The sequence below is a fragment of the Anaeromyxobacter sp. Fw109-5 genome (genome assembly GCF_000017505.1).
GTDB lineage: Bacteria > Myxococcota > Myxococcia > Myxococcales > Anaeromyxobacteraceae > Anaeromyxobacter.
Genome location: NC_009675.1, coordinates 1,842,296 through 1,856,450 on the forward strand (window position 1 = coordinate 1,842,296; position 14,155 = coordinate 1,856,450).

At 73.3% G+C, this 14,155-nt stretch carries 13 protein-coding genes and 1 pseudogene; 5 read left to right on the forward strand and 9 right to left on the reverse strand.

What is annotated here, in order from left to right:
- Positions 1-83: 83 nt before the first annotated feature.
- The 8 genes and pseudogenes from ANAE109_RS08335 to cysD form a co-directional block, all read right to left on the reverse strand.
- On the reverse strand, positions 84-1,121 hold the full coding sequence (locus ANAE109_RS08335; protein ID WP_011985948.1) for a sulfate ABC transporter substrate-binding protein: 1,038 nt from the start codon (positions 1,119-1,121) through the stop codon (positions 84-86).
- On the reverse strand, positions 1,118-2,197 hold the full coding sequence (locus ANAE109_RS08340) for a sulfate/molybdate ABC transporter ATP-binding protein (protein ID WP_011985949.1): 1,080 nt from the start codon (positions 2,195-2,197) through the stop codon (positions 1,118-1,120). Before ANAE109_RS08340 ends, ANAE109_RS08335 begins: the two co-directional genes overlap by 4 nt.
- Positions 2,194-3,153 carry a sulfate ABC transporter permease subunit CysW gene (cysW, locus tag ANAE109_RS08345; RefSeq protein ID WP_011985950.1) on the reverse strand — a complete coding sequence of 320 codons (960 nt, stop codon included), beginning with the start codon at positions 3,151-3,153 and terminating at the stop codon, positions 2,194-2,196. The genes ANAE109_RS08340 and cysW overlap by 4 nt, the downstream gene beginning before the upstream one ends.
- A complete protein-coding gene (cysT, locus tag ANAE109_RS08350; RefSeq protein WP_011985951.1) occupies positions 3,150-3,989 on the reverse strand; it encodes a sulfate ABC transporter permease subunit CysT in 840 nt (279 codons plus the stop codon). The genes cysW and cysT overlap by 4 nt, the downstream gene beginning before the upstream one ends.
- A complete protein-coding gene (gene cysC / locus ANAE109_RS08355; protein WP_041448999.1) occupies positions 3,986-4,543 on the reverse strand; it encodes an adenylyl-sulfate kinase in 558 nt (185 codons plus the stop codon). Before cysC ends, cysT begins: the two co-directional genes overlap by 4 nt.
- Before the next feature lie 150 nt (positions 4,544-4,693).
- Positions 4,694-5,374: pseudogene (locus ANAE109_RS08360) on the reverse strand (phosphoadenylyl-sulfate reductase); the annotation flags it as partial.
- Complete coding sequence (locus ANAE109_RS08365) at positions 5,371-6,645, reverse strand: sulfate adenylyltransferase subunit 1 (protein ID WP_011985953.1); 1,275 nt, start codon at positions 6,643-6,645, stop codon at positions 5,371-5,373. The pseudogene ANAE109_RS08360 and the gene ANAE109_RS08365, both read right to left, overlap by 4 nt.
- The gene (gene cysD / locus ANAE109_RS08370; protein WP_011985954.1) at positions 6,645-7,565 is read right to left on the reverse strand and encodes a sulfate adenylyltransferase subunit CysD; all 921 of its coding nucleotides are present in this window, start codon (positions 7,563-7,565) and stop codon (positions 6,645-6,647) included. Before cysD ends, ANAE109_RS08365 begins: the two co-directional genes overlap by 1 nt.
- Before the next feature lie 277 nt (positions 7,566-7,842).
- On the opposite strand from cysD, the gene ANAE109_RS08375 reads away from it, so the two are divergent.
- The gene (locus tag ANAE109_RS08375) at positions 7,843-8,343 is read left to right on the forward strand and encodes an SRPBCC family protein (protein ID WP_011985955.1); all 501 of its coding nucleotides are present in this window, start codon (positions 7,843-7,845) and stop codon (positions 8,341-8,343) included.
- Positions 8,344-8,413: 70 nt separating this feature from the next.
- Here ANAE109_RS08375 and ANAE109_RS08380 read toward each other — a convergent pair whose 3' ends face one another.
- Positions 8,414-9,781, reverse strand: a complete 1,368-nt coding sequence (locus ANAE109_RS08380) for a metallophosphoesterase (RefSeq protein WP_041448207.1) — start codon at positions 9,779-9,781, stop codon at positions 8,414-8,416.
- A 226-nt stretch (positions 9,782-10,007) separates the two neighbouring features.
- On the opposite strand from ANAE109_RS08380, the gene ANAE109_RS08385 reads away from it, so the two are divergent.
- From ANAE109_RS08385 to ANAE109_RS08400, 4 genes are all read left to right on the forward strand, one after another.
- Positions 10,008-10,475: a hypothetical protein gene (locus ANAE109_RS08385; RefSeq protein WP_011985957.1), complete on the forward strand. Its 468-nt coding sequence runs from the start codon at positions 10,008-10,010 to the stop codon at positions 10,473-10,475.
- A gap of 1 nt (position 10,476) precedes the next feature.
- Positions 10,477-10,992, forward strand: a complete 516-nt coding sequence (locus ANAE109_RS08390) for a hemerythrin domain-containing protein (RefSeq protein ID WP_011985958.1) — start codon at positions 10,477-10,479, stop codon at positions 10,990-10,992.
- 97 nt (positions 10,993-11,089) lie between these two features.
- Positions 11,090-12,793: a class I adenylate-forming enzyme family protein gene (locus ANAE109_RS08395; RefSeq protein WP_011985959.1), complete on the forward strand. Its 1,704-nt coding sequence runs from the start codon at positions 11,090-11,092 to the stop codon at positions 12,791-12,793.
- 123 nt (positions 12,794-12,916) lie between these two features.
- Positions 12,917-14,110: a hypothetical protein gene (locus ANAE109_RS08400; RefSeq protein WP_011985960.1), complete on the forward strand. Its 1,194-nt coding sequence runs from the start codon at positions 12,917-12,919 to the stop codon at positions 14,108-14,110.
- Positions 14,111-14,155: the final 45 nt, after the last annotated feature.

A 14,155-nucleotide genomic window follows, 5' to 3' on the forward strand; every position in this document is an offset into this window, starting at 1 on the left:
GTGTCTCGCCGCGAAGGACGAGGAGGGCGCGAGGCCGCCCGGACACCCCTCGCCCGCGCGCCCGAGCGGCTGGTGCAGGTCCGTCAGCGGCCCGGCGCGTGGATCTGGTCGAACAGGCCGCCGTCCGCGAAGTGCCTCGCCTGCGCGCTCGCCCAGCCTCCGAAGACGGCGTCCACGGTGAACAGCCGTAGCTTGGGGAAGCGGTCCTCGTACCGGGCCGCCACCGAGGCCAGGCGCGGTCGATAGTGGTGTCGCGCGGCGATCTCCTGGCCCTCCTCCGAGTGCAGGAACTGCACGTACGCCTCCGCGAGCTCGCGCGTGCCATGCCGTTCCACGACGGCATCCACCACCGCCACCGGCGGCTCGGCGAGGATGCTCTCCTCGGGCACGACGAGCTCGAGGCCGCCGTGACCGAGCTTCTCCATCGCCAGCAGGGCCTCGCTCTCCCAGGCGAGGAGCACGTCGCCGATCCCGCGCGCGACGAACGTCGTCGTGGAGCCACGCGCTCCCGAGTCGAGCACCGGCACGTTCGCGTAGAGGGCGCGGACGAACGCCAGCGCCTGGGCCTCGTCGCCGCCGCCCTTCTCGAGGGCGTGGGCCCACGCGGCGAGGTAGCTCCAGCGCGCGCCGCCCGACGTCTTCGGGTTCGGCGTGATCACCTGGACGCCCGGCTTCACGAGGTCGTCCCAGGCGCGGATGCCCTTCGGGTTCCCCTCGCGGACGAGGAAGACGATCGTGGAGGTGAAGGGCGCGGCGCCGCCGGGGCGCCGCCCGGCCCAGTCCGGCGCGACGAGCCCGGCCCTGCCGAGCGCGTCGACGTCGTAGCCGAGCGCGAGCGTCACCACGTCCGCCTCCAGCCCGTCGATCACCGAGCGGGCCTGCTTGCCGGAGCCGCCGTGCGACTGCCTCACGGTGACCTCCTGGCCCGTGCGCGACCTCCATCGACGCGCGAACGCCGCGCTCGCCTCCCCGTAGAGCTCGCGGGTCGAGTCGTAGGAGACGTTGAGCAGCTCGGCGCGCGCGGGCTTCTCCGACGTGGCGCCGCGGCACGCGCCGAGCGCCGCGAGGAGCGCCAGGCCGCCGAAGGCCGCGAGCGCCGCGGAGCTGCGCCTCGCCGTCACAGCCCGCTCGCGGTGAGGCTGTCGAGCTCGCCGCCGCCCGCGGGGAAGACCCGCACGCGCCGCGGCGCGAGGTGGACGGCGTCGCCGGGGGCGAGCGCGAGCGCCTCGCTCTTGCGGAGATCCAGCTCCGCCTCGACGGCGCCGCCGAACCCGGGCGCGGAGAGCTCGACGCGCACGGCCGCGCCGAGCGGCAGCACGCGCTCGACGTTCGCCGCGAAGGAGCCGGGGACGGGCGCGCGGTGGATCTCGATCTCGTGGGGGCGCACGAAGACGTGCGCCTGGGCGCGGCTCGTGGCGGCGGCGGGCGCGGCGAACTCGAGGTCGTTCACGTACGCGCGGTCGCCCTCGACCCAGCCGTGGAACGCGTTCACGGCGCCGAGGAAGCGCATCACGAACGGGCTCGCCGGCTCCTCGAACACCTGCGCCGGCGTGCCGATCTGCTCGACGCGCCCGCTGTTCATGAGCACGACGCGGTCGGAGACCTCGAACGCCTCCTCCTGGTCGTGCGTCACGAAGACGCTCGTGACGTGCAGCTCGTCGTGGAGCCGGCGCAGCCAGCGGCGGAGCTCCTGGCGGACGCGGGCGTCGAGCGCGCCGAACGGCTCGTCGAGGAGGAGGATCCGCGGCTCGGTGGCGAGGGCGCGCGCCAGCGCCACGCGCTGGCGCTGCCCGCCGGACAGCTGCCGCGGGTAGCGGCCCTTGAGGCCGTCGAGCTGCACGAGCCGGAGCAGCTCCGTGACGCGCGCCGAGATCTCGGCGCGGGGCCTCCTCCGCACGCGGAGCGCGAACGCGACGTTCTCCTCCACCGTCATGTGCCGGAAGAGGGCGTAGTGCTGGAACACCACGCCGACGTTCCGCTCCCGGGCGCTGCGCGCGGAGACCTCCTCGCCGCCGTGCCGCACCTCGCCGGCGTCGGCGGCCTCCAGGCCGGCGATGATGCGGAGCAGGGTCGTCTTCCCGCAGCCGGAGGGCCCGAGGAGCGCGACGAGCTCGCCCTCCGGGATCTCCAGGGAGACGTCGCGCAGGACGGGGTTCCCGTCGAACGCCTTGTGCACGCCGCTGACGGCGATGCTCATGGGGTGCTCCGCGGGACGGCGCGCCGCCCGGCTCGAGGGTTCCACTCGAGCGCGCGCTTCGCGACGAGCGTGACGAGGGCGAGGACGAAGAGCAGCGACGCCACCGCGAAGGCCGCCTGGAAGGCGTACTCGCCGTACAGGATCTCGACCTGGAGCGGGAGGGTGTTCGTGACGCCTCGGATGTGGCCGGAGACCACGGAGACGGCGCCGAACTCGCCCATCGCGCGGGCGTTGCAGAGGATGACTCCGTACAGGAGGCTCCACTTCACGTTGGGCAGCGTGACGCGGGTGAGGATCTGCCATCCGCTGGCGCCGAGCACGAGGGCGGCCTCCTCCTCCTCGACCCCCTGCGCCTCCATGAACGGGATGAGCTCCCGCGCGACGAAGGGGAAGGTCACGAAGACGGTCGCGAGGACGATGCCGGGCACCGCGAACACGATCTTCACGTCGTGGGCGATGAGCCACGGCCCCAGCCATCCGTGCGCGCCGAAGAGGAGCACGGTCATCATCCCGGAGATGACCGGCGAGACGCCGAACGGCAGGTCGATGAGCGACACGAGGAAGCTCTTGCCGGCGTAGCGGAAGCGGGTCACCGACCAGGCCGCGGCGAGCCCGAAGACCGCGTTGAGCGGGACCGCGACCGCCGCGACGAGCAGGGTCAGCTTCACGGCCGCGAGGGCGTCGGGATCGACGAGGGCCCTCCAGTAGAGCGTCACCCCCCCGCGCAGCGCCTCGGCGAGGACCGTCGCGGCCGGGACGAGCACGAACCCCGCGATGAACAGCAGCGCGAGGCCGACGAGCGTCCGGCGCACCCAGGGCGGATCCTCCGTCGCCCGGCGCGGCCGCTTCGCCGGGCGGGCGAGGCGGGGCGGCCCGACGCCGGCCGCGTCGGGCAGGGGAAGCGAGGCGGCCGCCGGCGGGACGAGCTCGGAGCGCGCGAGGGCGGGCGAGGTCATGCCGTCCCCGTGCGCGTCCGCGTCCAGGCCTGAAGCCGGTTGATCGACACCAGCAGGACGAAGGACGCGCCGAGGAGCACCGTCGCGATCGCGGCGGCGCCCGCGTAGTCGAACTGCTCGAGCCGCGTCATGATGAGGAGCGGCGCGATCTCCGTCCGGAGCGGCATGTTCCCGGAGATGAACACCACCGAGCCGTACTCGCCGAGCGCGCGCGCGAAGGCGAGCGCGAACCCGGTGAGCGCGGCGGGGACGACGGCGGGGAGGAGGATGCGCCGGAAGGTCTGCCAGCGCGTCGCGCCCAGCACCGCCGCCGCCTCTTCCAGCTCCGGATCCAGGTCCTCGAGGACCGGCTGCACCGTCCGGATGACGAACGGCAGGCCGATGAACGTGAGGGCGATGGTGACGCCCAGGGGCGAGAACGCCGCCCGGATGCCGACGCGCTCGAGGTGGCGCCCGACGAAGCCGGTGGGGCCGTACACCGCGGTGAGCGCGAGGCCGCTCACGGCGGTGGGGAGCGCGAAGGGGAGGTCCACGAGCGCGTCGACGAAGGTGCGGCCAGGGAACCGGTAGCGCGCGAGGACCCAGGCGACGAGCACGCCGAAGACGACGTTCAGCGACGCCGCGACGAGCGAGGCGCCGAAGCTCAGCCGATAGGAGGCGAGGGCGCGCGGCGAGGCGACGACGGCCCACGCGTCGGAGAGCCCGAGCGTGCTCGACCGCAGCGCCACGGTCGACAGCGGGACGAGCACGACGAGGCACAGGTACAGCACGGTGAAGCCGGTCGAGAGCCCGAACCCGGGGAGCACCCCGCGGCGGGCGCGTGCGCGGGCGCTCACGAGGCGGCGACCTCGGCGGTGCCGGCTGCCGCGCCGCGAAGGAGGCCGCGCCCCCGCAGGTGATCGAGGATCCGGCGGGCCGACTCCTCGACGGTCTCGACGTCGGTGCGGACCACCACGTCGGGGCGGGCCGGCGGCTCGTAGGGATCGGACACGCCCGTGAACCGGGTGAGCTCGCCCGCGAGCGCCTTCCGGTAGAGCCCCTTCACGTCGCGCTCCGCGAGCGTCGCCACCGGCGCCGAGACGAAGACCTCGACGAACGGCACGCCGTCGCGCTCGGCGAGCGACCGCACCTCCTCGCGCGTGGCGGCGTACGGCGAGATGGCCGCCGTGACCGCCGCGGCGCCGGTCCGGGCGAGCAGGCGCGCGACGAAGCCGATGCGCCGCACGTTGGTGTCGCGGTCCTCCTTGCTGAAGCCGAGCCCGGCCGACAGGTAGGTGCGGACCTCGTCCCCGTCCAGGATCTCGACCGGCCGCTCCGCCGCCAGCGTGTCGCGCAGGGCGTGCGAGAGGGTGCTCTTTCCGGCGCCGGAGAGCCCGGTGAGCCAGAGGATGTAGCCGCCGAGAGGGGAAGCGAGAGAGGTCGGGGTCGAGGTCGAGGTCGGGGTCGAGGTCGAGGTCGGGGTCGGGGTCGAGGTCGAGGTCGGGGTCGGGGTCGCCGTCTCGCTCGCGATCCGCAGCACCGTCGCCGGCCGCGCGTGCAGCCCGCACTCGGTCTTCGTCCGTCCCCTCCAGCGCCCGGCGCGGGGATCCTCTCCCGCGCCCACCGGCGTCGTGCACGGGGCGCAGCCGATGCTCCGGTAGCCCTGGGCGTGGAGCGGGTTCGTGGGAACGTCGTGCGCCCGCACGTGCTCCTCGACGTCGCGGCTCGACCAGGCGGCGAGCGGGTTCACCTTCACGAGCTGAAACTTCTCGTCCCACTCGACGACGGCGGCGTTGGCGCGATCGGGCGTCTGGTCCCGCCGGATCGCCGTGACCCACGCGTCGAACCGGCCGAGCTCGGCGCGGAGGGGCAGCACCTTCCGGACCTCGCAGCAGTGGTCGGGGTCCGTCTCCCAGGGGGCGGGGGCGCCCTCCGGGACCGGCGCGTCCGCCGCCGAGCTGGCGACGCGGCGGATGGTGATCCCGTAGCGTGCCTCGAGGCGGTTCCAGAGCGCGTAGGTCTCGGGGAAGAGCGTCCCCGTGTCGATGGTGAACACGTCGAGCGGGATGCCGGCGCGGGCCGCCACGTCCACGAGCACGCAGCCCTCGGCCCCGAACCCGGTCGCGAACCCGACGCGGCCGGGGGGATACTCGGCCGCGACCGCCGCCAGGATCTCGGCGGGCGTCTTGCCCTCGAGCGCCTCCGCCCAGCGGGCGAGCTCCTCGCGCGGGGGGGCCGTCACAGGATCATCCCCGCCGCGACCGTGTCGTTCGTGGCCTCGTCGATCACGATGAGCGCGCCGGTGGCGCGGCTGACCGCGTACCGGTCGGCGGCGATCGGCTGCGCGAGCCGGAGGGACACGCGCGCGATGTCGTTCATGGCGAGCGTGTCGGCGGGCCGCTCGCCGAGCTCCGCGAGGTCCACCCGGAAGGCGATCTCCGAGATCGTGGCGCGCGCCTCGCGCGTCGTGTGGCGGACGAGGTAACGGCGCCCGGTCGCGAGCGGCCGCTCCGAGAGCCAGCACAGCATGGCCTCGACCTTGCGGGTCGGCTCGGGCGCCTCGCCGGCGCGGACCAGGAGGTCGCCGCGCGAGACGTCGAGCTCGTCCTCGAGGAGCAGCGTCACGGACTGATCGCTCACCGCGTTCGCGAGCGACGCGTCGAGGAGCCGGATCTCCTTCACGCGCGTCGAGCGGCCGGAGGGCAGCACCTGCACCGCGTCGCCCACCCGGATCTCGCCCGACTCGACCCGGCCCATGTAGCCGCGGAAGTCGTGGTGCTCGAGGGTCTGCGGCCGGCAGACCCACTGGACGGGGAAGCGGAACGGCTCCGGAGCCTCGGCGTGGCCGGGAGGGGCCTCCTCGAGCAGCTCGAGCAGCGTCGGCCCGCGGTACCACCCGAGGTTCTGGCCGCGCTCCACGACCATGTCGCCCTCGAGCGCGGACATGGGGATGAAGCGCACGTCCTCGATCCCGAGCCTCTCCGCGAACGCCAGGTAGTCTGCCTGGATCCGCTCGAAGACCTCGGAGGACCAGCCGACGAGGTCCATCTTGTTCACCGCCACCACGAGGTGCGGGATGCCGACCAGGTGGGCGAGGTACGAGTGGCGCCGCGTCTGGGTGAGCACGCCCTTGCGCGCGTCGACGAGGATCACGGCGAGGCTCGCGGTGGAGGCCGCGGTGACCATGTTGCGCGTGTACTGCTCGTGGCCCGGCGCGTCGGCGATGATGTACTTGCGCGTCCCGGTCGAGAAGTAGCGGTACGCGACGTCGATGGTGATGCCCTGCTCGCGCTCCGCCTGCAGCCCGTCGGTGAGGAGCGAGAGATCGACCGCCTCGAGGCCGCGCTTGCGCGAGGTGCGCTCGATCGCGTGCAGCGCGTCGGCGAGGATGGACTTGGTGTCGAGGAGGAGCCGCCCGATGAGCGTGCTCTTCCCGTCGTCGACGCTGCCGCAGGTCAGGAAGCGGAGCAGGCTGTCCGCGTCGGGCGCGGGGAGTCGTTCGGCGGCGAGCATCAGAAGTACCCCTCCTTCTTGCGCTGCTCCATCGAGGCGTCGGACGTCTGGTCGTCGAGGCGCGTCGCGCCTCGCTCGGTGATGGTGGTGGTCGCGGTCTCCGCCACGATCTCGTCGAGCGTCCGGGCCGTGGACTCGACGGGGGCGGTGCAGGTGATGTCGCCCACCGTGCGGAAGCGGACCGAGAGCTCCTCGACCTGCTCGCCGGGGCGGGGCGGCGTGAGGTCCGTCACCGGCACGAGGGCGCCCCCGCGGCGCACCACCGCGCGCCGGTGGGCGAAGTAGATGGAGGGGATCTCGAGCCGCTCGCGCGCGATGTACTGCCAGACGTCGAGCTCGGTCCAGTTGGAGATGGGGAACACCCTCACGTTCTCGCCCTTGTGGACGCGCGCGTTGTAGAGGTTCCACAGCTCGGGCCGCTGGTTCTTGGGGTCCCAGCCGCCGAACTCGTCGCGGAACGAGAACACGCGCTCCTTCGCGCGCGCCTTCTCCTCGTCGCGGCGCGCGCCGCCGATGCACGCGTCGAGCTCCAGCTCGGCGATCGCGTCGAGGAGCGTGACGGACTGGTGCTTGTTGCGGGACTCGCCCGGGTGCTTCAACACGACCCGGCCGGCGCGGATCGAGTCCTCCACCGAGCGCACCACGAGCCGCTCGCGCAGCTCCGCCGCGCGGCGATCGCGGAACTCGATCACCTCGGGGTAGTTGTGCCCGGTGTCGACGTGCAGGAGCGGGAAGGGGAAGCGCCCAGGGCGGAACGCCTTCTCGGCGAGGCGCAGGAGGCAGATGGAGTCCTTGCCGCCCGAGAAGAGCAGCGCGGGGCTCGCGCACTGCCCGGCGACCTCCCGCAGGACGTGGATGGCCTCGGCCTCGAGCCAGTCGAGGTGGGTCAGGGCGCGCGTTGACGTTGGGGCGACGGCCATTCCGCTGGATCTCCTCGGGGCGCGGCGGGAACAGCGGCGCGTCCGTGATAGCGGATGGCATCCTATAAAACGGACAGGCGTCAGGTCAAGCGGACGGCCAGGGCCTGGCGCGCACCGCCGATCCGCCAGCGGGACGCGCGGGTTCGAACCGGGCACGCTCCGAGCCCCCGCGTCTCACCCGCGCGCCCGCACCCGCGATTTCTGCCGGCGAGAGGGCGAGCACCACCGCCGCGGATGGCTACGTTCCCCGCCCACGGAGCGTAGAGGAGGGTGCCTCATGGAACGGATCGAGAAGAAGATCCTGATCGAGGTCGAGGCGGGGCGCGTCTTCGACCACCTCAGCGATCCCAGGAACCTGCTCGAGATCTGGCCCAGCCTGATGGAGGTCACGAACGTCGAGCTGAAGGAGGGGGGCCGAGCCGCCTGGGACTGGACCTACAAGATGGCGGGCCTGCGTTTCCACGGCCGGTCTGAGACCACCGAGGTGGAGCGGCCGAGGCGCCGGGTCACCAGGAACGAGAAGGGCATCCCGAGCACCTTCGAATGGACGTTCACGCAGCGCGACCACGGGACCGAGGTGGCCCTGAGGGTCGAGTACGAGCTGCCGCTGCCGCTGCTCGGCCACGTGGCGGAGCTGTTCCTGCGCCACTCGAACGAGCGCGAGGCCGAGACGCTGCTCCAGAACCTGAAGGAGCGGCTCGAGGCAGCCGCGACGGCCGCGCACGGGGCCGCCATGGAGTCCGGGAAGGAGCCACCGGCGCCGACGCTGCCCCATTGACGTTCCGGTCCGAGGGCGGCGAGGGAGGTCAGCCGCTCCCGCGCCACGCACCCGGCGCCCCGGGACGAGGTCAGCGCCGGGGACGAGGGCCCCGCCGCGTCCACGCGAGCACCGCGCCGACCAGGGCGATCGCCAGGGCGCCGCCTCCGCCCGTGCCGCAGCCCCCGCCGGACGCCGCCACGACGGGATACGCGTCCGATCCTGCGGGAGAGGAGGGCTGCGGCTGAGACGGTGGCGCCGTCGGGGTCGCGCCCGCGTCGGAGCTCGGCGGCGGCACGTCCTTCACGATCTGGAACTCGTCGAGGACGCTGCCGTCGGGACGCGTGGACTCGACCTGCAGCGTGCCGCCGTCCAGGGTGATCACGAGGTGCTGGAACTCCGTCGCCCTGAACGCCGTCCACTCGGCGGGCGGGATCACCGACTGGTACAGGTAGTCGCTCCCGCCGCCCGCGGTGACGTAGACCGGCGCGCCCGGGCGATCGTAGTCCTTCTTCACGAGCCCGCCCTGCCAGGCCGGCCAGGTCCGCTCGTACAGGTGGTTATGGGCCTGGAGCACGAGGTCGACGCCGCGGCCCTCGAAGATCGCGAGCAGCGCCCGCGGGACCTCCGGGTACACGCCGTACTTGCCCGTGGCGAGCGCCGGCCGGTGCATGGTGACGATCTTCCACGGCGCCTTCGTCGCGGCGAGGTCCGCGTCCAGCCAGGCGACCATCGTCGCCGCGTCGCAGCCCATCTCGCTCGGGTTCATCGGCGAGATGCAGTTCGTGTCGAGCGCGACGACGTGGAGGTCTCCCCAGTCGAACGAGTAGTACCGCTCGCCCTGCGGCCCCGAGGGCAGCTCGACCGCGTCGAGGTACGGCTGGGCGAACGGCACCCGGTACTCGTGGTCGCCGACGCCGGTCCACAGCGTGGCGTACGGCATGAGGTCCTTCCACACGCCGAAGAACGTCGTGTCCCACTCGGCCACCGCGCCGTCCGGATACGAATTGTCGCCCATCGTGAGCACCGCCTCGACGCCCCGCGCCTTCAGGCGGGCGACGTTCGCGCGCGCGTTCGGTCCGGCGGATCCCGTGTCGGCGGTCGCGCCGAGCACCGCGTGGCGCGCCGCCTCCGTGCCGGGGACGCCTGGCGTCCGCACCGCGCCCTCGCCAGCCCCCCCGCCGTCGACGGTCACGCGGAACGGGGTGGTGGCCGCCGGAGTGAGGCCCTCGAGGCGCAGCAGGTGCTTCGTGCCGTCGCTCGCGACGCGCGCCTGGCCGCCGCCGGGGAGCTCCGCGATCACCTCGACGTGGGCGGCCGCGTCGGTCGTCACGACGACGAGCGTGGAGGTGGGCGTGGTCTGTTGCAGGAACGGCCCGCGCACGACGCTCGCGGCCTGCGCGAGGTGGGGAAGCGCGAGGACCGCGGCGAGCGCGGGGAGGCGCGAGATGAAACGCACGTACGTCTCCTTCCGCGTCCGCCGTGACGGACGCCTGGACGATTCACTGGGGAGGGCGGCTCCCGGGAGAACAGCCCGCCGCCGGCGCCTCATTCCGTCGGGATGGCGCCGCGGTGTGTGGCCGGGTGCGCTCGTGTGGGCGCGAACGGATTGACGCTCGCCGGCTCCCTGCCTAGGACACCAGCACCGAGGCTGCCGCCGCCGCCTCCATGCGCCGGAGGTCCCGATGCCCTACGAGCCCGCCGAGATCCTCCAGCGCTACTCCGCGGGTGACGCTTCGTACCCGAACGGAAGCGCCCTCGCGCCCGACGCGCGAGCGGCCTGGGACGCGCTGCAGCGGCCCGACGCGGGGCGGCTCGGCTCGGCGCGGACGCGCGACTCGGCGCGGCGCGAGTGGATCGTCGAGGCGCACCGCGAGCGCCGGCGCGGGCGCCTCCTCGTGCTCCGGCCGGTGCACGGGGATCTCGAGCCGTTCCGCGCCACCGCGGACGGGTACAGGCCGGAGACACACCTCGCCGTCGCAGCCGACGATTGGAGCCTCCTCGCGCTGCTGGTCGCCGGCCACGACGGCGACGCGGGGCGGCCCGACGAGGAGCTCGCCGCCGCCGCCTTCCGGATCGTCGATCGCATGGTCCGCGAGGCGCAGCATCGGCTCCTCATGGGCGCCGCCGAGGACGAGGACGAGGAGGACTGACATGTCCGCGACCGCCGCCACGGGCCTCATCGCCCGCCACCTGACCGACGATCACGCGCGCCTCGACGCGCTGCTCGCCCGGGCGATCGCTCCGGAGCGCGCGCTGGACCGCGAGGCGTTCGACGCCTTCCGCGCCGGGCTCCTCCGCCACATCGCGCTCGAGGAGAAGCTCCTGCTGCCGGCGGTCCGCAGGGCGCGCGGTGGCGAGCCGCTCCCCGGCGTCGAGCAGCTCCGGATCGAGCACGGCGCCCTCGCCTCGCTGCTGGTGCCGACGCCGACGCCCGAGCTCGTGATCGAGATCCGATCGATCCTCGTCCCGCACGACGCTCGGGAGGAGGGACCGGGCGGCGTGTACGACGAGTGCGACGCGCTGCTCGGGAGCGAGGCGGAGGCGCTCGTCGAGCGCATGCGCGTCTACCCGCCGGTCCGCGTGGCGTCGTACTCGGACGGCCCTCGCGTGCTGCGCCGCGCCGAGGACGCCCTGCGGCTGTCCGCGAGGAGCCACGGGGGGCGCTGACCGCGAGACGCGCCCTCTCGGCGCGGGGTTCTGGGGTACAACCTGCCGGTCGCTCGACCGGGCCCTCGCCGTGGGCCCGCTCAGGGGAGCCTACCGGATGAGAACGTCAGCCCAGGACGCCGACTGCCGCGCGCGCGCCGCCGCGCTGCTCGAGAACATCGCCGACTACGTCTCGCTGCACGCCCGCCGCGCGCCCGGCGCGGTCGCGCTCGTCGAGCACAACACCGGCGAGACGGTCACGTGGAAGCAGCTCGACACGGCCGTGGACGCGTTCGCCGCGAAGCTCCTGGCGAGCGGCTTCCGCAAGGGCGACGTCCTCGCCACGAGCCTCCCGCTCCTCAAGGAGCACGTGTTCCTGCTCCTCGCCTGCTACCGGATCGGCGTCGTCGCCGCGCCCCTGGATCTGCGCCTGCGCGCGGGCGAGCTGCGCGCCTGCCTCGAGAAGCTCCAGCCGAAGGGCTACTTCTTCGCGGGCGCGCCGGCCCTCATGCCCGTGCTCCGCGAGGTGGTCGGCGGGTGTCGCTCGGTGCGCCACTGGGTCCAGTTCCAGAAGGAGCCGGACGGGATCCTCCCCGGCGCCACGTGGGTGAAGGACTTCACGAAGGGGATCAAGGCGACCTACGTGAAGGCGCGCCTCCTCGGGAGCGTGCGCCGCGCGCGGCGGGAGGTCGGGCGGCGCGACGGCTGCCTCGTCATCTTCACCACGGGCTCCACCGGCTCGCCCAAGCCGGCGCTCCTCTGCCACGAGAGCATCCTCGTGCAGAACGTCGGCCTCGCCGTGGGCTTCGGCCTGAAGGAGGGCGACCGGCTGCTGGTGAACCTCCCGCCGTCCCACGTCGGCTGCACGACCGAGCTGCTCGGGACCGCGATCTACGAGGGGCTCGTCTCGGTGCTGCTGCACATCTTCGACGCGGAGAAGAGCCTCGAGGCCATCGAGCAGCACCGCGTCACGGTGGTGGGGCAGATCCCGGCCCTCTTCAACCTGGAGTGGGCCCACCGGCGCTACCGCGACCTCGACCTGTCGAGCCTGCGCGCCGCCATCTACGGCGGGCAAGGCGTCCCGCGGGCGTTCCTCGATCGGCTGCGAGAGATGGCGCCCGAGATCGGCACGGGGCTGGGCCTGACCGAGACCTCCGGCTTCTGCACCTACACCGCCCTCGGCGCGACGGCGGACGATCTGGCGGAGGGCATCGGCTTCGACTCGCCGCTCTGTCCCATCTCCATCCGCGCGCCGCTGAACGCGGACGGCACCGCGGGCCGCGAGCTGCCGCCCGGCGACGTCGGCGAGATCTGCTTCGCGGGCCCGCAGGTGTTCCTCGGCTACCTGAACGATCCGGAGGCCACGGCGAAGGCGATCTCGAAGGACGGGATCTGCTACACGGGCGATCTCGGAGCCTACACGGAGCGAGGCCTCCGCCTCGCCGGGCGCGCGAAGCTGACCATCAAGCCGAAGGGCTTCCAGGTGTTCCCCGGCGACGTCGAGAACCACGTGGTGGGCGCGCTGGAGGGCCGGGTGAGCGCCGCCGCCTGCGTCGGCGTCGAGCACGCCGTATGGGCGGAGGCGATCGTCCTCTTCGTGGAGCGCGTGGCCGGCCAGTCCGTGACGCCGGAGGACGTGATGGCCGCCTGCGCGGGCATCGCGTCCTACGCCCGGCCGAGCCACGTCGAGCTGGTCGAGAGCGGCGCGCTCCCGCTCAACCGCGTCGCCAAGACGGACTACGTCGCCCTGAAGGAGCGCGCGCAGGAGATCGTGGACGGCCTGCGCCGGCAGGGCAAGTGGGACAAGCGCGCGTCCGCGTAGCCTGACGCGCCGGGCGGACCGCGCAGGGCGAAGGGGTCCCCGCGATCGCGGCGGTCCCTCGCGCGCGGGCCCGCCGGGGGCGGGCGGTTCACGCAGGGACCGCGCGGACCGTAGCGTCAACGGATGGTCCACATCCTCGACAAGCGCATCCGGCTGGCGTACCCGCTCGGGCACCACCTCCACTGCCTCATCGCGCAGCTCCCGAACCGCCTCCGCCGCACGCCGGAGGGGTGGCGGATCGCCGAGCCAGAGGGGCAATGGCGCATCATCCGCTCCGTGCTCGAGCTCGTCGCCGAGGGGCCGGGCAACCTCAAGAAGCTCCACTTCCTCATGCTCCCGGAGAGCTGCGTCCCGCTCGAGCGGCTGGACGACCTGCTCGACGCGGTCTCCCGCTTCCGCCCGAGCACCGTCACCATGTTCGGGCTCGAGCACGTGCGGCTCCGCACCTACCGCGAGCTGCTCGAGCGGTTCCGTGAGGACAACGCGGAGGCGATCCCGCTCGTCGATCGGGACATCGACTCCGGCGACGTGCTCGACGTCCCGGTGAACGTCGGATGTGTCGCGGCGAGGGACGCGGAAGGGCGGCTGCGGGTGTTCCTCGAGGCGAAGACGCACCCGTTCCGCGCCGAGGAGTTCCTCGACAAGTACGAGGACCAGTACCGCGGCCGGCACCTCTGGCTGTTCCGCAACGAGGCGACGCCCTTCAACTTCATGGTGCTCGTCTGCCTCGACTACGTGTACCGGAACCTCTACCAGTCGAACATCCGCGCCATCATCGACCACGCGAACCAGCTCTTCTTCCGCTCGCGCCAGACGCTCGACGCGCTCTTCGTCGTGCAGAGCAACCCCAAGCCGGAGCACCGCGTCTACCGCGACGTGCTCGCCGGGTTCTACGGCGAGTACCTCGAGGACACCCCGGGCGTGCGCGAGACGGTGACGGTGTTCGGCAACTGTTCCGGCGAGAGCGTCATGGGAGAGCGCGACCCGGGCGCCACCTACGGCATGTCCTCCGTGGTGATCGGGCCGCACCACCGGCTCGCCCAGGTGCGGCACGAGGAGTACCAGGTCGACGACTTCGGCGGCGCGCCGCTCTGCCGCCTGCGCTTCGGGGTGGGGACGCGGCTCTACTACCTCAACCTGCCTCAGCACCACGAGATCGATCCGCGCTCCTCGCGCATCCCGCTCAAGGTCCACGCCGTGCTGCGCCCCGGGCCGGACTGGATTTGGCGCGTGGCGAGGCCCGGCGATCGGGCGGAGCCGCAGCGGGTGGACGCGGCGGAGGAGGCCGGGGAGGAGAAGCTCGTGGTCGAGCGGTAGGATCCCGGCGCGCTCGCCTGAGCCTGTCGAAGGGCGAGCCGAGCA

What these genes read in the sequence shown, in the direction of transcription:
- ANAE109_RS08400 (WP_011985960.1), top strand. Translation starts at nt 12,917, where the DNA reads ATGGTCCACATCCTCGACAAGCGCATCCGGCTGGCGTACCCGCTCGGG.
- cysD (WP_011985954.1), bottom strand. Translation starts at nt 7,565, where the DNA reads ATGGCCGTCGCCCCAACGTCAACGCGCGCCCTGACCCACCTCGACTGG.
- ANAE109_RS08340 (WP_011985949.1), bottom strand. Translation starts at nt 2,197, where the DNA reads ATGAGCATCGCCGTCAGCGGCGTGCACAAGGCGTTCGACGGGAACCCC.
- ANAE109_RS08365 (WP_011985953.1), bottom strand. Translation starts at nt 6,645, where the DNA reads ATGCTCGCCGCCGAACGACTCCCCGCGCCCGACGCGGACAGCCTGCTC.
- cysW (WP_011985950.1), bottom strand. Translation starts at nt 3,153, where the DNA reads ATGACCTCGCCCGCCCTCGCGCGCTCCGAGCTCGTCCCGCCGGCGGCC.
- ANAE109_RS08395 (WP_011985959.1), top strand. Translation starts at nt 11,090, where the DNA reads ATGAGAACGTCAGCCCAGGACGCCGACTGCCGCGCGCGCGCCGCCGCG.
- ANAE109_RS08375 (WP_011985955.1), top strand. Translation starts at nt 7,843, where the DNA reads ATGGAACGGATCGAGAAGAAGATCCTGATCGAGGTCGAGGCGGGGCGC.
- ANAE109_RS08385 (WP_011985957.1), top strand. Translation starts at nt 10,008, where the DNA reads ATGCCCTACGAGCCCGCCGAGATCCTCCAGCGCTACTCCGCGGGTGAC.
- ANAE109_RS08390 (WP_011985958.1), top strand. Translation starts at nt 10,477, where the DNA reads ATGTCCGCGACCGCCGCCACGGGCCTCATCGCCCGCCACCTGACCGAC.